We start from the raw sequence: 16,595 nt of genomic DNA on the forward strand, positions 1-16,595 counted from the left end.
GGAGGTGTGGCCTCCGGCACACGGCGGCACTAGAAATCACTGATGGACGACCGGCATCAGATCATCGAGGCGCTCGCGCGGTTCGCCGCGGGGCTGGACCGCAAGGACTGGGACGCGCTCCGGGAGATCCTCCTCCCCGACGCGTTCGCTTACGGGAGCAGCGGCAGGGAGGAGGCGGTCGCGACGGTCCGGCGGCACCTCGGCGGTTGCGGCCCGACCCAGCATCTCCTGGGCAACCACCGGGTGGAGGTGGACGGCGACCGGGCCCGCTCCCTCACCTACGCCCGCGTCTACCACCAGGGCGCCGGGGAGCGGGAGGGCGCCTTCTACGAGTGCCTCGGCGAGTACGAGGACCACTGGACGCGCACCGCGGACGGCTGGCGGCTGGCCCGGCGCAGGTTCGAGATCATGATCCAGCTCGGTGACTTCTCCGTGCTGCGGCCGGGCTGAGGGGGCTCAGCCGGGCAGGTAGCGCAGCAGCACGACCCCGTTGCCGAACGTCCTGGTCTCCACCAGGCGCAGGTCGAGCTCGACGTCCCCGGGGAAGAGGGGGCGGCCGCGGCCCAGCACGACGGGGTTGACGTACAGGGAGTACTCGTCGACCAGGCCGTGGCGCATGAAGTGCGCGGCCAGGTCGGCGCCGCCCAGCGCGATGTCGCCGCCGACGCGCTCCTTGAGCTCCCGGACGCCCTCGGGGGAGAACTCGGGGATGACCGTGGTGTTCCAGGCGGCGGACTCCATCGTCCGGGAGTAGACGTACTTGGGCACCTCCCGCCAGATCTTGGCGAACTCGGCGGTGGGCCCGGCGTTCGCCGGGTCGGCGTCGGCCGTCGGCCAGTAGTCCGCCATCAGCTCGTAGGTGACGCGCCCGTCCACGAAGGCCGCCACCTCGGAGAGCCGCTCGTTGAAGTGGGCGTGCACCTCCTCGTCGACCCGGTGCCAGCCGATCTCGCGGTCCGGCCCCTCGAAGAACCCGTCGAGGGACACCGACATCATCAGGAAGATCTTTCCCGTCGTCTCGCTCATGCCCGCGACGATAGACGCCCGGTACGACGTTCCCCGGCGCCGGACGGCCTTGGGCGGCTCTTTCCGGCCCGTCGGGCGATTTGTGGAGTTATCGGGCTCTTGTTCGGGCATGGGGTTATGAGCGGTATGACGTCGCGGTTGTATCTCCTCGGGGGAAGGAAAGACCATGCCATCCCGGAAACTGATCTCGATGCTGAACACACCCGAAGGGCTGGCCCGGGCCCACGGGATCTTCAACATCGTCGGCGGCGCGTGGCCGCTGGCGCACCGGCGGAGCTTCGAGGCGCTCTTCGGCCCCAAGCAGGACGAGTGGCTCCAACAGACCACCGGCGCACTCCTGGTCTCCGCGGGCTGCTCCCAGGTCCTGGCCGCCCGCTCCCCGGACGGCCACGTCCACGCCTGCCGCACCGGCCTGGGCACGGCGGCGACCCTCCTGGCCATCGACCTGATGTACGTCCCCACCGGCCGCATCCGCTGGACCTACCTCCTGGACGGGGCCCTGGAGGCGGCCTGGATCGCCGCCTGGCTCCGCATGGCCCGCAGGACCCGCCCGTCCACGACCCTGGAGTCCGGCCACATGGCGTCGGAGGACGCGACGTCCGGCCGTACGGCGTCGGGGGGCGCGCAGGACGGCCGCGCCGAGCCGGAAGGCATGGCGTCCGGCCGTGCCGTGCCGGGTGACGTGGCGGTCGCCGGCGCCGGGGTGGGGGCCGCGGCCCGGACCGGCGCTTCGAACATGGTCACCGTGGAGCACGTCGAGCAGCTGCTGCGCACCGACGATCCCGGGGCCGCCCTGGTGGCCGTCGGCGGCCGGGTCGAGGTCGTCTCGTCCGGCGAGGCCTCCGGCGGGCTGGTCGTCGCCGAGCGCGAGGACGTCCTGCGCACCCTTCCCGAGGGCGACCGCTCCCCGGACGCCCTCGAGAAGGTCGCCCGCGCCCTGGACACCGCCGTCTCGGAGCTGGGCGGCTGACCCCGCGGGACGGCTCCGGCGGACGCCGCGTGCCCGCGGCGTCCGCTCCATTCCCTTTTCGGTTCCATGGGACGGGCGCGGGCTCGGTCCCGCCTCCCGGCCCGGCCCGTCCCGCGTTCCGCTCCGGTGACGGCCCGCGCCCTCCGGCGGGCCCGGCGAACGCCGCCGGACCGTCTCGGACGCCGATCCTGACTCCGGATACCTACCGGTAGGAATTCTCTTTCGAGTAGCGAATATTCCTCTTCAGCTATTTTCTGTATTTTTCGCGAAGTGTATGACCGCGGCTGATAGAAATGCGTTTCCACCTGTCCGTCGCGCATCGGGAGAAGAACTGTCCGAACGGTTCTCTGGCGGGGCCGGGCACCGGCTGCTCTACGGCGCGCTCGCCAGATGCGGAGAGACCCGGATGACCGGGACGCTGCACGTCATGGGAAGGCCCGGCGGGGTCTTCCACTGCCGAGAGGGCCTCGTCGTGGCGGTGCGGACGCCCGGCGCCCCCGGCCCCGAGACGCTGCTGATGCGCTCCGGCCGGATCGCCTCGGCGGGGACGGAGGCGCCCGAGGCCGGGACCAGGGTGATCGGCGCCGCCGAGTTCGAGGTCGTGCGGGTGGTCTCGGCCTATGACTCCGCCTTCGCGATCATGGTAGGAACCGTGGACGACTGCGTGCTGCGCACCGGCGGCGAAACCGAACCCGCCGGACGGGGGGAGGAGCCCGAACGGCTGGTGCGGGAGGCGCTGCGGCGGGTGGACGCGCTGCGGGCGCTGCCGGACGCCGTCCTGCCGCACGACGACCGGATGGCGGTGGCGGCGGGCGCCGACCGGGAGACCGGCGGGGGGCTCCCGATCCGGCGGGAGATCCTCCTTCTGGCGGACGGGCGGCGCACCTGCCGGGACATCGCCTACGCAACGGCCCACGGCGTCTACGCGGTGGCCGTGGAGGTCTCCCGGATGCTGGAAGCCGGGTTGCTGGAACGCGCTGAGCCGCAGGAGCCCGAAGAGGGCGCGCCCGCGAAGCCGATCCTGGCCAGGGCGCCCGAACCGGTGGTGAAGGCGGCCGTGGGGCCCCCGCGGTCACTTCCCCGCAGGACGCCGGGCGGCAACGAGCCCTCTTCCGCGCGGCCGGAGAGACGCGCCAAGGACTGGGCGGACTTCGCCAGGCTCCGTGATCCGGCGGGGTGACGCCGCGCCTTTGACGACGAACCGACTGCAGGGCGCACTTCCAGGAGGAACAGATGATGCACAACGCGCTGACCGCGGAGATGCTGGGCCTGCGCCGGAGGGTCGTCGGGGTCACCGGCTCCCTGGTCGCGACGATCGACGGCCTGCTGGTCGCCTCGGACACCGAAGAGCACGTCGAGGCCGACCACCTCGCGGCCGTCGCGGCGGCCGGCCTGAGCATCGCCCGCCGCACGGTGGAGGTCACCGACCGCGGTGCCCTCCTCCAGACCATGATCCAGGGCCGCAAGGGCTGCACCGCCGTCTACGCCGTCGGCGACATGGCGCTCATGGTGGTGCTGGGCGACGAGGGGCTCGACATCGGCAGCCTGCACGGCCACTCGCGCCCCGCGCTCGAACGCATCGGCTCCATCCTGGACGAGGGGGAGTGATGCGGGAGCCGCGCCCGGCGGGCGACTTCTCCGAGCGGATCCAGGGCATGGTCAAGGAGCTGCGCGCGCAGGCCCCCGACTGCGTCGCGGCGGGCGTCGTCGACATGGCCACGGGGATGCTGCTCGCCTACGAGACCCTCGAAGAACACCCGTCCGAGGTGCTGGACCTGCTGGCCGGCGCCACCCTCGACCTCTTCCAGGGCCGCACCGTCGTGATGATCGAGGACGTCTTCAAGGAGCGCCGCGGCGTCCGGTCCGACCGGCACTACTTCCAGGAGGTCCTGATCAACAGCGAGCACGTGACGCACCTCTTCCTGCGCATGCTCTCCCAGCAGGACGTCGTCGCGGTCATCGTGTGCCGCAAGTCCGTCAACGTCGGCATGCTCTTCGCCCAGAGCCGCCGGGTCGTCGCCGGGTACGCGGCGACCTGACGCGGGCGCGGCCCCGTGGCCCCTATGTCCGGGATGTCGGGCCGGGGTGCAACGAGTGCCCCACGATGCGGAGAAACCCGTGGCCGGAGCGGTCACGGTGGGTAGGCATGGCCGTGGGTCGTCCGAACGGTCGCCGGGGGACGCGGCCCGGAGACCGGTGCGGGCAGCCGCCGCGCCGGCGCGGGCCGGCGGCGGCGGTGCGGACGCGGCGGATCGTGGGGTGCCTGGGTAAGGGGAGTCGGGGTGGTCCTCCTCATCGCGTTGGCCCTGATGGGCGGGCTGACTCTGGCCGCCCCGCCGGTGAGCCGCAGGCTCGGGCGGGACGCGGGCTACGTGCTGGCCGCGGGTTTCGCCGCGGTGGCGCTGGTGCTTTCCACGGCGTCCTCGACGGTGCTGGCGGGGGGCGTGGTGTCGGTCTCCTGGTCGTGGATCCCCTCACTGGGCGTGTCGTTCACGCTCCGGATGGACGGGCTGTCGGCGCTCTTCTGCGTGCTGATCCTGGGGGTCGGCGCGCTGATCATGGCGTACTCGGCGCGTTACCTGCCCGAGGGAGGGCCGCACGGCGCCGTCTACTGCCTGATCACCGCTTTCGGCGGGTCGATGCTGGGGCTGGTGCTGGCCGGGGATCTGGTGCTGCTCTACGTGTTCTGGGAGCTGACGACCGTCGTCTCCTTCCTGCTGATCGGCATGTCCGGGGGCAAGGGGACGCGCCCGGCGGCCCGCGCGCTGCTGGTGACGGGGGCGGGCGGGCTCGCCCTGCTGGGGGCGGTGGTGCTGCTGGTGGCCGTCGTGGGCAGCTCCGACCTCACGGCGGTGCTGGGGGCGCGGGAGGAGGTCGCGGCCTCCCCGCTGGGGCCTGCCATCGCGGCCCTGGTGATCATGGCCGCGTTCACCAAGTCGGGGCAGGTGCCCTTCCACTTCTGGCTGCCCGGCGCGATGGTGGCGATCACTCCGGTGAGCGCCTACCTGCACGCGGCGACCATGGTGAAGGCCGGCATCTACCTGCTGATGCGGTTCTCGACGCTGTTCGCGGGGGAACCCGGCTGGACGCTGGTCCTGATGGGCTCCGGGCTGCTGACGGCGTTGCTGGCGTCGGTGTGGGCCCTGCTGGAACGCGACCTCAAGGCGCTGCTGGCCTACTCCACGGTGAGCCAGCTGGGGCTGCTGACCGCGTCGATCGGGGTGGGGACGTCGGTGGCGCTGGCGGCCGCCGTGCTGCACACCTTCGCCCACGCGCTGTTCAAGGCGACCCTGTTCATGCTGGTGGGCGTCATCGACCGGGAGGCGGGCAACCGCGACATCCACCAGCTGTCGGGGCTGATGCGCGTCATGCCGGTCACCGCCGCGCTGACCGGCCTGGCGGGGTTGTCGCTGGCGGGGGTGATCCCGATGATCGGCTTCGTCAGCAAGGAGTCGCTGTTCCAGGGGTTCACCGGGGCGCGGGTGGTGCCGGGCGCGGGCGCGGTGGCCGGGGTGCTCGCGGTGGTGATCTCGGCGTTGACCTTCGCCTACGCGATGCGGATCTGCTACGGGGTGTTCGCCGGGCCGACGCTGCAGCCGCGGTTGCGGGAGCCGTCGTGGTCCTTCCTGGCACCGGCCGCGGTGGCCGCGGTGGCGGGGCTGGTACTGGGACCGGCGGTGACGGTGCTGAACCCGCTGGTGCGGCAGGCGAGCCTGGACATCGAACCCTGGGCCGAACCGCCCCTCTTCGTGTTCTGGCACGGCTTCAGCATCGAACTGTTCATGTCCGCCGCGACGATCGGGCTCGGGCTGGTGCTGTTCCTGACCCGGGACCGTGTCGACCGTGTGCTGCGCCGCTCCTCCTCGCTGGAGGGCGGGGAGCAGTTCGACCGGGGGTACGGGGCCCTGCTGAAGGCCGGCTCCGCGGTCGCCGCCTCCACGCACCGCGACTCGGCGGCGCCCTTCCTGGCGCGCCCTGTGGCGGGGGTGGTGCTCCTCGGCGGGGTGGGGGTCGTGACCTACGCGGGGTGGGGCGGGGCGCGGCCGCCGTCGGGACCGGCGGACTGGATCGTCCTGGCGCTGGTGGCGATGGTGGTCGCGGGGCTGGTGACGGCGCGTTCGGTGCTGGGCACGGTGGTGCTGGGCGGGACGGTGGGACTGCTCATGACGGTCTGGTTCCTGCGGGCCGGGGCGGTGGACGTGGCGTTGACGCTGCTGCTGGCGGAGATCATGACCGCGATCGTCGCGGCGTTCGTGTTGGGCCGGGAGCCGCGGTCCCTTCCCCGGACGGGCCGCCGCGGCGCCCTCGCGGCCGGGGGGCTGGCGGTGCTGGCGGGAGCCACGGCCGCGGCCGGGACCGCCGCGTTGACGGGGCGGCGCGAGATCTCGGAGGCCGGCGCGTTCTTCCTGCGGGCGGCGGAGCCGGAGACCGGCGGCCACAACGTCGTCAACACGGTGCTGGTCGACTTCCGGGGTTTCGACACCCTGGGGGAGATCAGCGTGCTGGCGGTGGTGGCGCTCGGGCTCTCCTCGGTGCGGGCGGGGCGGATGCGCAGCGGGAGCCGGGCGGAGCCGTACCGCAGTCCGGTGCTGACACCTGCCTACCGGGTGCTGGCGCCGTTCATCGGGGTCCTCTCCGGCTACCTGTTCCTGCGCGGGCACCAGGAGCCCGGCGGCGGGTTCATCGCGGCCCTCGTCTCGGGGATCCTGGTGGCCTTCGGGGTGCTGATCGGCAGGGTGGGGGCGGCGGCGGGGACGGTGCGTCCGGGCGCCGCCTGGCTGCCGGGCTGGGGCCTGGCGGTCGCGGTGGCGGCGGGGTTGGCGGCCGCGGTGGCGGGAAGGGCCTTTCTCACTCCGCTCAAGGCGTCCTGGTCGGTGCCGCTGCTGGGTGTCCTGGAGTTCTCCTCTTCACTGCTGTTCGATTTCGGGGTGTATCTGGTGGTGCTGGGATTGATGGTCACCGCAGTCATCCGGCTGGGCGCCGAGGAAGAGCCCGTGGGATGAGCGCCCCGCTGCTCGTGGGGGTGCTCGTGGCGGGCGGCGTCTTCCTCGTCCTGCTGCCCGGGATGGTGCGGATCGTCTTCGGCTTCGTGCTGCTGGGGCACGCGGTGAACGTGCTGCTGGTGACCGCCGGAGGGACGGGCCGCACGCGGGCGCCGCTGATCGGCGAGGAGGACCCCGCCCGGATGGCGGACCCCCTGCCGCAGGCGTTCGTGCTCACCGCGATCGTCATCACGTTCGGGACCACGGTGTACCTGCTGTCGATGATCCGCGCCCGGAGTCCGGGCGGGCGGTCCGAGGAGCCTTCCGGGTGAGCGGCGTGGTGCTGGTCCTCCCGGTGGCGGTGCCGCTGCTGGCGGCGGGGCTGCTCTCGCTCCTGCCGGGCAAGTGGCCGCACCGCCTGGTCGGGGCGGGCGTCAACGCGGGGGTCCTGCTGGTGGGCGGGGTGCTGCTGGTGCGGGGCCTGGACGGCGGCATCCCCACCGAGCGCATAGGGGGCTGGCCGGCGGGTTTCGCCATCGTGCTGGCGGCCGACCCCTTCAGCGCGCTCATGGTGTGCGCCAGCGCGGTGCTGGTGACGGCGGCCCTGTGCTTCGCCGCGGTGTGCGGCCAGGACGGGGACCGGCGGTTCACGCCCCTGGTGCTGGTCCTGGCGGCGGGGGTGTACGGAGCCCTGCTGACCGCCGACCTGTTCAACTTCTTCGTGTTCGTCGAGGTCATGCTGGTGCCGTCGTACGTGCTGCTGGTGCTGGGCAGCGGGCGGGACGCGGCGGCGGGCCGCATCTACGTCACGGTCGGCCTGCTGGCCTCGTCGGTGTTCCTGGCCGGGGTGGCGCTGGTGTACGGGGTGGCCGGGACCGTGAACCTCGGCGAACTGGCGGGGGCGGCGGAACGGGGCCCGGCCTTCGCCCTGGCGGGGGCGGTGGTGCTGCTGGGGATGGCGGTGAAGGCGGCGGTGGTGCCCTTCCACGGCTGGCTGCCGCGCACGTACCCGCGGGCTCCGGCGGCGGTGTCGGTGCTGTTCGCGGGCCTGCTGACCAAGGTCGGCGTGTACGCGATCATACGGATCTACGCGGTGTTCTTCGGAGGGGCGCCGCAGTTCCGCTGGGTGGTCATGGCGGCGGCGCTGCTGACCATGGCGGTCGGGGTGCTGGGGGCGCTCGGCGAGCGGACCATGCGGGACGTCCTGTCGTTCGACCTGGTGAGCCAGATCGGCTACGCCCTGTTCGGCCTGGCGCTGTTCACCGGCCTCGGGCTGACCGCGGCCGTCTTCTTCATGGTGCAGTACGTGCTGGTCAAGACCGTGCTGTTCATGTGCGCCGGGGCGGTGGAGCACGTCTACGGCTCGGACCGGCTCGACCTGCTGGGGGGCCTGCTGCGCAAGGAGCCGCTGCTCGCCGGGGTGTTCCTGGTGGCGGCCCTGTCGCTGGCCGGCATCCCCCCGCTGTCGGGCTTCGTGGCGAAGCTGGGACTGCTCCGGGCGGCGGTGGCGGAGGAGGAGTACCTGCCGGCGGCCGTCGCGGTCGTGACCAGCCTGCTCACGCTGGCCGCCATGCTCAAGGTGTGGAGCCGGGTCTTCTGGAGCAGGCCGTCGCCGGTGAGCGCGCTGCCCGGGTGGGCGGGGCCGCGGCCGGTGCTGCTGGCGCCCGCCGTGGTGCTGGCCGTTCCGTCGGTGGCCTTCGGGTTGGGGGCGGAACCCCTGTGGCGGGTGGCGGAGACGGCGGCCGGGGGGCTGCTGGACGTCTCGGCGTACGTGCGGGCGGTGACCCGGTGAAGGCGGGGGGCCTGCTGCGGCGGACGGTGCTGCGCGGACGGCGGACGGCGGCGTTCGCCTTCTTCTACGCCCGGTTCTTCCTCCGGTCGAACGTGGAGGTCGTGGTGGAGGTCATCACCCCGGGCAGCGGGCTGGCACCGGCGGTCGTGGAGCTGCGGTTGCGGGCGCGCACGGTGCTGGAGGTCGCGACGATGGCGCACCTGATCACCCTGTCGCCCGGCGCGCTGGTGCTGGAGGCGCGCGCCGATCCGCCGGTGCTGTACGTGCACGGGATGCACCTGGCCGATCCGGAGGCCTTCCTGGCCGAGCTCGGTGAACTGGAGGAACGGCTGCTCCGGGTGATGCGGCCGGTGGGAGAGGAGGTCCCGTGATGGTGGTCGACGCCATGCTCGTGGTGCTCGCGGTGGTGGCGGCCGTGGTCGTCTGGCGCCTGGCGGCCGGGCCGACCGACGCCGACCGGCTGGTCGCCCTGGACCTGGGGTTCGTGGTGTTCGTGGCGGTGGTCGCGCTGCTGGCGGTGCGGTTGCGCACTCCCGCGATGTTCGTGCTGGTCCTGTGCGCGACGCTGGTGGGCTTCCTGGCCACGGTGGCGGCCTCCCACCTGCTGGAACGGTCGTCGTCATGACGGTGCTGACGGTGGCGGGGAACGTTCTGGTGGTGCTGGGGACGGGGCTGATCGCGATAGGGACGCTGGGCCTGGTGCGGCTGCCCGACTCCTACAACCGGGCCAACGCGACGGCCAAGGCCGCGGCCACGGGAGTGGTGTGCGTGCTCCTGGGCGCCCTGGCGCTGATGCCCGGCCCGCTGACCGCCTGTTTCCTGCTCCTGGGAGTGGCGCTGCAACTGCTGACCACACCGTTCGGGGCGTACACGGTGGGCCATGCGGCTTACCGTTCCGGTGCTCCGCTGGCCGCCTCCACGCACCGTGACGACCTGCGTGAGGCGCTGCGTGAACGCGGTGAGGAGTGAGGCCGTCAGGCGGACGCGTCGAGGATCAGCCGCAGCGAGGCGAGCGTGCCGGCGCGGACCTGCTCCGGCGCGTCGAGCGCCCCGCCGACGGCCACCCCGTCCCGCAGCAGCAGGAGCTGGCGGGCCGCGGTCTCGGGGGCGGGATGCCCGGCCTCGGTGAGGAGCTCGCGCATGAAGCCGGTGAACCAGGCGCGGTAGTCCGCGACGACGGCCCGGACGGGATGGGCGGGATCGGCGAACTCGGCGGCGGTGTTGAGGAACGGGCAGCCGCGGAAGCCGGGTCCCTCGCTCGCCTCCACGATCCGCAGGAAGACGTCCTCCAGCTTGGCGCGCCCCTGTCCGGGCAGGGCGGGCAGGGACGCGCGCTGCAGTTCGTACTGCTCGGCCAGGTAGGCGCGGACCAGCGCGTCCTTGGCCTTGAAGTGGTGGTAGAAGGTGGCCTTCGCCACCCCCGCCTCCGCGATGATCCGGTCGATGCCCACCGTGTGCACGCCCTCCGCGTAGAAGAGGAGGGTCGCGGTGTCGAGGATCCGGCGCCGGGCGTCTCTCATGCCCCCGAGCCTACCGGACAGATCTGTCTACTTCGGGTGCCCCGGCGGCGGGCCCGGCCGCGCCTACTCCTGGAAAGGAGCCGTGCTCCACTTCGCGACCGGGCCGTCGATGAGCGTCATCCGCCGCAGCAGCCCCGACAGGCCGCCGGACGCCTTGAGCAGCTCCGACGCCCAGTCGGGGCCGGGCGTCACCACGTCGATGTCGACCGTCGGATCGATCGGCACCTGCGCCTCGGTGGACAGGCACACGTCGTGCCCCTGGAACCCGTAGACGCAGAGCCTCTCCGAACCGACCAGCCGCTCCTGGCGCCGGTCGAGCCGCTGCCAGTCGACCGGTGCCTCGTCCCTCCGCCCGCTCACCGCCTCGAGCCGGGTCCCGCTCCCCGCGAAGTGGTAGGCGGGGAGCCCGGCCACGGTCGTGTTCGGCGCGGGTTCGTCACGGGTCCACCCGGGGACGATCTCGATGCGGAGGCCGCTGCGCAAGGAGAGGGAGACCTTCCTCCGGGCGGGGTCGTGCGGGTCGGTGATGTCCCCGTCCAGCACCCAGAAGTCGGCGGGCAGGCCGGTGATCTCGAACGGCAGGGCCACCGGCCGCTCGGTGAGGTCCAGCCGCGCGGCGACCTCGCCGAGGAGCGCGGCGGGATCGGCGGACGCCCCGCCGCCCCGGCGGGCGACGAGCTGCGCCCACCTGTCCTCGGCGTACTGGAAGTGCAGCTCGGCGAGGCGGGGCCGGGACGTCACCCAGTACGCGGACCTACCTCCCACGGGGTCGGCGGGCGAGGTCTCGTCCTTCTTCTCCAGGATCCACTCCCACGGCCGGTCCACCGACCTCTCGTGGTAGACCGTCAGATGGATGGGGGCCTCCTCGGGCCCGGAGGGGCGGGCCACCATGGTGTACAAGCCGTCGCGCTCAGATTCCAGCGCCGCGGTGAAACCCTCGGGGAGCCAGCCGAACGACACCGGTACCGTCCACCGGCTCGGCTGCTGCCTGGTCTGCGCGGGCGCCACTGTCTCCGGCCGGTCGGGCAGCGCCAGGCTCACCCCGGCGACCGCCACCGCCGCCGCGGTCAGCGGCGCGGCGATCCGCGCGGCGCGGCGGCGGCGGATCGCGCGGCGGCCCCGGTCGCGGGCGCGGGCGAGGTCGGCTCCGGGCGCGGCGTCGTCCGCGCCCGCCAGCAGCCGCAGCGCCGTGCGCAGCTCGTCCTCCAGGACTTCGGTCGGGTCGGTCATGCGCGGTTCCCTTCGAGGCGGGGTTCCAGGAGGCGGCGGAGGGAGGCGAGGGCCCGCGAGGTCTGGCTCTTGACGGTGCCCTCGGAGCAGCCGAGCACGGCGGCGGTCTCGCCCACGGAGAGGTCGCAGTAGAAGCGCAGCACCACGGCCGCCCGCTGCCGCGGGGGAAGCCCGGCGAGCGCGGCGCGCAGGTCCTCGGCCTGGTCGAGGTCGTCGGCGGGACGGGCGGTCTCGGGCGGCTCGCGGGTCACCGTGACACGGCGCCACCAGGCGGTGCGCTGCTCGCCGAGATACACCCGGACGAGCACCGTCCGGGCGTACCCGTCGAGGTTCTCGACCTTGGAGACACGCGCCCAGCGCACGTACAGGCGGGTGATGGCCGTCTGGACCAGATCGTCGGCGCGCGTCCTGTCCTGGCACAACAGGAACGCCACCCTGGTCAGCCAGGACAGGCGTGACGAGACGTAGGCGGTGTATTCGTCGTCGGAACTCACACCTGCCCTTTCCGTTGGGGGGTCATGCCCCCTTAATGCCGCCGGCCTGCGCCGAGGTTGCACCGGAAAGGGAAAGGCCGCGCGGAGTCCGCGCGGCCTGAGTCACTGGGAGGGCTGTCCGCTGGGGAACTGCGGAGGCCGCTTCTCGAGGAAGGCGGCGACGCCCTCCCGGCCGTCCGGAGAGGCGGCGCAGCTGCGGATCGACAGCGTCTCCTTGCGCAGTGTGCCCTCGGCGAGCGGTGTGGCCTGCTCGCGCAGCAGCCGCTTGGTCGCCACCTGCGCGGTGCGCGAACCGGCCAGCAGCGTGGAGACGACCTTCTCGACGGCCGCGGGCAGTTCGTCATCAGGATGCACCTCGGCGACGAGTCCCGCCGCCTGCGCCTCCTCGGCCGAGAGCCTGGGGTTGAGCAGCGCCATGTGCAGGGTCCGGTGCAGTCCGAGGGAGGAGGTCAGCAGCGACGTTCCGCCGTCGGGGGAGAAGCCGATGCCGGTGTAGGCGAGGGTGAACTTCGCCGACTGGGCGGCCAGCACGATGTCAGCCGCGGCGGAGAGCGCGACTCCAGCTCCCGCGGCCACCCCCGCGACGGCCGAGACGACGATCGCGTCCATCCGGTACAGCTCGCTGACGAAGTGGTGCAGGTCCTCGGCGAGGTCGTCCAGGAAGACTTCCACGTCGTCGGTGGAGCTGAAGGCCCGGATGTCACCGCCGACGCAGAACGCACGGCCCTCCGCGGCCAGCACGACCACCCGCGCGTCGTCGGCCTTGGCGCGCCGCGCCGCGGCCAGCAGTTCGGCGGCCATCTGCGGGTTGATGGCGTTGCCGTCACCCGGCGAGCACAGGGTGATGCGGGCGGTGCCGTCCGCCGCCTCGTAGCGGACCTTGGTTCCCAACGCTGCCTCCATATGCCTCTTCGAACGCGCTGCCCACCGTAGCCGACGGCGGTTTCCGGCCTAGCGCCGGGAGGGCCGGGCGCGGACGTGCATGCGTTCGCCCTGGGCGCCGAAGATGCTGAGGAACTCCACCGGCTCGGGACCGGCGCTGCACCAGCTGTGCGGGGTGCGCGTGTCGAACTCGGCGGCCTCGCCGGGACCGAGGACGAAGTCGTGTTCGCCCAGCCGCATGCGCAGCCGCCCGGAGAGGATGTAGAGCCACTCGTATCCCTCGTGGACGCGCTGTTCGGGAGGCGTGCCGTCGGCGCTGCCCGGAAGGATCTGCTTGTACGTCTGCAGCCCGCCCAGGTGCCGGGTCAGCGGGATGTAGGTCGCCCCGTGCCGGGTGAAGGGCCGGAGCCGGACCCGCGGGTCGCCGGCAGGCGGCGCCCCGACGAGGTCGTCCAGCGGCACGTCGTAGACCCTGGCCAGCGGCAGCAGCAGCTCCAGTGTCGGCTTCCGCTGCCCGGACTCCAGCCGGGAAAGGGTGCTGAGAGAGATCCCGGTGGTCTCGCTCAGCCCGGACAGGGTGAGGCCGCGCTGCTTCCGGATCGTCCGCAGCCGGGGGCCGACCTCGTCGAGCACTCCGCTCAGGTCTTCTTCTTCCGTCATGCCTCTATTTGCTGATACAGCAAGAAACTTTGTCAAATCGCGGAGTCTGGCGCACTCTTTCCCCGAGAGGGAGGAACAAGATGAACGCACAGGTGAAGCAGGTCTCCCCCGAGGGGGAGAAGCGGTACGACGTCGTGGTGGTCGGCGGGGGAGCCGCCGGGTTGAGCGGGGCGCTGACCCTGGGCCGGGCGCGCCGCTCCGTTCTCGTGGTCGATGCGGGGGAGCCGCGCAACGCTCCGGCGGAACACGTCCACACCTACCTGACCAGGGAGGGCACCCCGCCCGCTGAGCTGCTGGAGATCGGCCGGGCGGAGGTGGCGTCCTATGGGGGCGAGTTCGTCGCGGGGGAGGCCGTGAAGGCCGAACGGCTGCCCGACGGGGAGTTCCGCATCGGGCTCGCGGACGGGACCGCCGTGACGGCGCGCAGGCTGCTGGTGACCACAGGCCTGGTCGACGAGCTGCCGCCGGTGCCCGGAGTGCGGGAACGCTGGGGCCGCGAGGTCCTGCACTGCCCGTACTGCCACGGCTGGGAGGTGCGCGACCAGGCCGTCGGCATCCTCGCCACCGGGCCCTTGGCCGTCCACCAGGCGCTGATGTGGCGGCAGTGGACCTCGAAGGTGACGCTCTTCCAGCACACCGCCCCCGACTTCGAGGACGAGGACTACGAGCGGCTCGCCGCGCGCGGGGTCGAACTGGTGCTCGGCGAGGTGGCGGGACTGGAGGTCGAGGACGACCGGCTCCAAGGGGTGCGGCTGGCCGGCGGCCGCCTCGTCCCCTGCCGGGCCGTGGTCGTCTCGGCCCGCCTCACCGCCCGCTCCGGCCTGCTCGACGGCCTGGGACTGGAAGCCGTCGAGCAGGAGATGCTCGGCCACGTGGTGGGGACGCACATCCCCGCCGACGCGACGGGGGCGACCTCCGTCCCCGGCGTCTGGGCCGCCGGCAACGTCACGGAGCTGAACGCCCAGGTCGTCGCCGCGGCGGCGGGCGGCGTCCGGGCGGGCGCCGCGATCAACGCCGACCTCACCGCCGAGGAGACCCGCAGCGCGCTCGCCGAGCGCCGGGGCCTCTTCTCCGGCGGGCTGGAGAGCGAGGTCGGCGAGCGGGTCCTCGGCGACCGCCGCCACGGTCTCTGAACCGGCCTACGGGACGGGCAGCGGCGAGCGGGCGGTCAGCTCCACGGTGACGGTGATCGCCAGGGACTGGGCGGCCAGCAGGCCGAGGAGCACGACCAGCTGGACCGCCGCGGCCTGCTGGGGGGAGGCCCCGCCCAGCAGCATGCCGACGAAGGCGCCCGGGAGGGTGACCAGGCCGACGGTCCTGGTCTGGTCGAGGGCGGGCAGCAGGGCCTCGGCCGCGCCCGGGAGGCAGATCTCCAGCGCGGCCTGGCGGTCGGTGAAACCGATCGCCAGCGCCGCCTCCACCTCGCCGCGCCGGGCGCGCAGCTCGTCGAGGCAGCGGCGGCCCGACAGGACCGTCGCGCTCATCGTGCCGCCGATGAGGATGCCCGCCACCGGGATCAGCGCGAGCCCCTGCGCGGGCAGCAGCCCGGTGGCCAGCAGCAGGGCGAGCACCGGCAGGGTGCCGGCCAGGAGGGGAACCACCGCCCAGCCCGGCCGGCCCAGCCGGAACTCCGACGTCCAGGCCGCGACGGCGTACATGCCGGCGACGAACAGGGCGGTGCCCCACAGCCGCTCCATCGCCAGCGCGATGACGAACGAGACGGCGGCGAGCTGGACGGCCGCCCGGACACCGGCCGTGAGGATCGCCTTGCCGTGCCCCAGCCGCGCCGCCGTCGCGACCCCCGCCGCCAGCAGGAGGAGGAACACGGTGACCGCGATGAGCACGGGACCGAAGGGGAACAGGTCTTGCACACCCCGATCCTGGCGCACCCCGTGTCGTGCCGGAGTCAACGGGGAGGCGGAAAGGGCCGGACGGCGTCACCGAACGTACAGATTCCCTTCCATCTCCGGCGGATAGGCTGCCGGGGACGGAAGGCGGCGAGATGAAGCGAGCGGCGACCGGGGCCCTGCTGGGGCTGGCGATCGGGGACGCCATGGGGTTCCCCACGGAGTTCGACGACATGGCGCGGATCGCCGCCAAGGTCGGCCCCTGGCGGGAGATGCCGCTGCCGCTGGCCTCGGGCCGCGCGTACGTCACCGATGACACGCAGATGACGCTGGCGCTGGGGGAGGGCCTCGTCGAGGCGCTGGCGGCGGGACCGCTGACGGCGGCCCGGATGGAACCGCCGGTGCGCGAGCACTTCGTCCGCTGGTGGCGGTCGCCGGAGAACAACCGGGCGCCGGGGATGACGTGCCTGCGGGCCTGCGAGGGCCTGAGCCGCGGCGGCGACTGGCGGGCGGCGAGCCAGGTCGGCTCCAAGGGCTGCGGGGCGAACATGCGGGTCGCGCCGCTGGGGCTGATCCCGGGGCTGGACCCCGACCAGCGCGCGGGGGCGTCGCAGCTGCAGTCGGCCCTCACCCACGGGCATCCCACCGCGCTGGCCGCCAGCGACCTGACTGCCTACACCGTCCGGCTGCTGGCCGAAGGCACGGACCTGTCCGGGCTGCTCGGAAGGCTCCGCGCATACGCGCACGAGAACCGCCGGGTCTACCGGGCGGACTGGCTCGGCGGCCTGGCGGAGCGCGCGCACGACCACGACCGCGTCTCCTTCATCGCCCGCGGCTGGGACGAGTGCCTGGCCGTGCTGGACCGCCTCGAGGCCGCGCTGGCGGCGCCCGACGTCGAGGCCGACCCGTGCCTGGCGACGGGCGCGGGCTGGATCGCCGAGGAGGCCTTCGCCACCGGCCTGTACTGCTTCCTCCTGCTGCCCGGCGACCCTCCGGCGGCGGTGCGCCGCGCGGCCTGCTCCTCGGGGGACTCCGACTCCATCGCCGCCCTGGCCGGAGCCTTCGCCGGCGCCCACCACGGCGCGGCCGCCTGGCCCGGGGAGTGGGCGGAGCGCATCGAGTACCGCGACCGCCTGCTCGCCCTCGGCACCGCCTGGGATGGCTGAATTCTGGGGTTTTGTTGGCGTAGCAT

At 73.2% G+C, this 16,595-nt stretch carries 20 protein-coding genes; 13 read left to right on the forward strand and 7 right to left on the reverse strand.

Annotated features, from left to right (window positions below):
• Positions 1-42 precede the first annotated feature (42 nt).
• Positions 43-450 (forward strand): nuclear transport factor 2 family protein, encoded by a 408-nt coding sequence (locus C2865_RS21300; protein ID WP_198653486.1) that lies wholly within the window; start codon positions 43-45, stop codon positions 448-450.
• Between the two features lie 6 nt (positions 451-456).
• On the opposite strand, the gene C2865_RS21305 is transcribed toward C2865_RS21300, so the two are convergent.
• Positions 457-1,026, reverse strand: a complete 570-nt coding sequence (locus C2865_RS21305) for a dihydrofolate reductase family protein (protein ID WP_106400301.1) — start codon at positions 1,024-1,026, stop codon at positions 457-459.
• Positions 1,027-1,192: 166 nt separating this feature from the next.
• Here C2865_RS21305 and C2865_RS40890 point away from each other — a divergent pair, with 166 nt between their 5' ends.
• From C2865_RS40890 to C2865_RS21360, 10 genes are all read left to right on the forward strand, one after another.
• Positions 1,193-1,996 carry a hypothetical protein gene (locus tag C2865_RS40890; RefSeq protein ID WP_232835745.1) on the forward strand — a complete coding sequence of 268 codons (804 nt, stop codon included), beginning with the start codon at positions 1,193-1,195 and terminating at the stop codon, positions 1,994-1,996.
• A gap of 406 nt (positions 1,997-2,402) precedes the next feature.
• Positions 2,403-3,176 carry a MarR family transcriptional regulator gene (locus C2865_RS21320; RefSeq protein WP_106400302.1) on the forward strand — a complete coding sequence of 258 codons (774 nt, stop codon included), beginning with the start codon at positions 2,403-2,405 and terminating at the stop codon, positions 3,174-3,176.
• A 53-nt stretch (positions 3,177-3,229) separates the two neighbouring features.
• The gene (locus C2865_RS21325; RefSeq protein WP_198653487.1) at positions 3,230-3,604 is read left to right on the forward strand and encodes a roadblock/LC7 domain-containing protein; all 375 of its coding nucleotides are present in this window, start codon (positions 3,230-3,232) and stop codon (positions 3,602-3,604) included.
• Positions 3,604-4,035: a hypothetical protein gene (locus tag C2865_RS21330; protein ID WP_106400303.1), complete on the forward strand. Its 432-nt coding sequence runs from the start codon at positions 3,604-3,606 to the stop codon at positions 4,033-4,035. The genes C2865_RS21325 and C2865_RS21330 overlap by 1 nt, the downstream gene beginning before the upstream one ends.
• Before the next feature lie 243 nt (positions 4,036-4,278).
• Complete coding sequence (mbhE, locus tag C2865_RS21335) at positions 4,279-6,999, forward strand: hydrogen gas-evolving membrane-bound hydrogenase subunit E (protein WP_198653488.1); 2,721 nt, start codon at positions 4,279-4,281, stop codon at positions 6,997-6,999.
• Positions 6,996-7,310 carry a sodium:proton antiporter gene (locus tag C2865_RS21340; protein WP_106400304.1) on the forward strand — a complete coding sequence of 105 codons (315 nt, stop codon included), beginning with the start codon at positions 6,996-6,998 and terminating at the stop codon, positions 7,308-7,310. Before mbhE ends, C2865_RS21340 begins: the two co-directional genes overlap by 4 nt.
• Complete coding sequence (locus C2865_RS21345) at positions 7,307-8,770, forward strand: monovalent cation/H+ antiporter subunit D family protein (RefSeq protein WP_106400305.1); 1,464 nt, start codon at positions 7,307-7,309, stop codon at positions 8,768-8,770. Before C2865_RS21340 ends, C2865_RS21345 begins: the two co-directional genes overlap by 4 nt.
• Positions 8,767-9,141 (forward strand): Na+/H+ antiporter subunit E, encoded by a 375-nt coding sequence (locus tag C2865_RS21350; protein WP_157963845.1) that lies wholly within the window; start codon positions 8,767-8,769, stop codon positions 9,139-9,141. Before C2865_RS21345 ends, C2865_RS21350 begins: the two co-directional genes overlap by 4 nt.
• Entirely contained in the window at positions 9,141-9,395 is a 255-nt protein-coding gene (locus tag C2865_RS21355; RefSeq protein WP_232835775.1) for an MrpF/PhaF family protein, read from the forward strand. Before C2865_RS21350 ends, C2865_RS21355 begins: the two co-directional genes overlap by 1 nt.
• Positions 9,392-9,739, forward strand: coding sequence for a cation:proton antiporter (locus C2865_RS21360; protein ID WP_106400308.1), 348 nt, complete (start codon positions 9,392-9,394; stop codon positions 9,737-9,739). The genes C2865_RS21355 and C2865_RS21360 overlap by 4 nt, the downstream gene beginning before the upstream one ends.
• Positions 9,740-9,744: 5 nt before the next feature.
• Here C2865_RS21360 and C2865_RS21365 read toward each other — a convergent pair whose 3' ends face one another.
• The 5 genes from C2865_RS21365 to C2865_RS21385 form a co-directional block, all read right to left on the reverse strand.
• Positions 9,745-10,290, reverse strand: coding sequence for a TetR/AcrR family transcriptional regulator (locus C2865_RS21365; protein ID WP_106400309.1), 546 nt, complete (start codon positions 10,288-10,290; stop codon positions 9,745-9,747).
• Positions 10,291-10,353: 63 nt separating this feature from the next.
• Positions 10,354-11,520: a hypothetical protein gene (locus C2865_RS21370; protein ID WP_106400310.1), complete on the reverse strand. Its 1,167-nt coding sequence runs from the start codon at positions 11,518-11,520 to the stop codon at positions 10,354-10,356.
• A complete protein-coding gene (locus C2865_RS21375) occupies positions 11,517-12,014 on the reverse strand; it encodes a SigE family RNA polymerase sigma factor (protein WP_106400311.1) in 498 nt (165 codons plus the stop codon). The genes C2865_RS21370 and C2865_RS21375 overlap by 4 nt, the downstream gene beginning before the upstream one ends.
• A 102-nt stretch (positions 12,015-12,116) precedes the next feature.
• On the reverse strand, positions 12,117-12,905 hold the full coding sequence (locus C2865_RS21380; RefSeq protein ID WP_198653489.1) for an enoyl-CoA hydratase/isomerase family protein: 789 nt from the start codon (positions 12,903-12,905) through the stop codon (positions 12,117-12,119).
• Between the two features lie 60 nt (positions 12,906-12,965).
• Positions 12,966-13,556 carry a helix-turn-helix domain-containing protein gene (locus tag C2865_RS21385; protein WP_106400313.1) on the reverse strand — a complete coding sequence of 197 codons (591 nt, stop codon included), beginning with the start codon at positions 13,554-13,556 and terminating at the stop codon, positions 12,966-12,968.
• 80 nt (positions 13,557-13,636) lie between these two features.
• Here C2865_RS21385 and C2865_RS21390 point away from each other — a divergent pair, with 80 nt between their 5' ends.
• Positions 13,637-14,689, forward strand: a complete 1,053-nt coding sequence (locus tag C2865_RS21390; RefSeq protein ID WP_106400314.1) for an NAD(P)/FAD-dependent oxidoreductase — start codon at positions 13,637-13,639, stop codon at positions 14,687-14,689.
• A 6-nt stretch (positions 14,690-14,695) separates the two neighbouring features.
• Here the strand turns inward: C2865_RS21390 and C2865_RS21395 are convergent, their stop codons facing one another.
• Positions 14,696-15,427: an ABC transporter permease gene (locus C2865_RS21395; RefSeq protein ID WP_232835746.1), complete on the reverse strand. Its 732-nt coding sequence runs from the start codon at positions 15,425-15,427 to the stop codon at positions 14,696-14,698.
• Between the two features lie 131 nt (positions 15,428-15,558).
• On the opposite strand from C2865_RS21395, the gene C2865_RS21400 reads away from it, so the two are divergent.
• Positions 15,559-16,569 (forward strand): ADP-ribosylglycohydrolase family protein, encoded by a 1,011-nt coding sequence (locus C2865_RS21400; RefSeq protein WP_106400315.1) that lies wholly within the window; start codon positions 15,559-15,561, stop codon positions 16,567-16,569.
• The last annotated feature ends 26 nt before the right edge of the window (positions 16,570-16,595 follow it).

It is taken from the genome of Actinocorallia populi (assembly GCF_002995495.1).
In the GTDB taxonomy this organism is placed as follows: domain Bacteria; phylum Actinomycetota; class Actinomycetes; order Streptosporangiales; family Streptosporangiaceae; genus Actinocorallia; species Actinocorallia populi.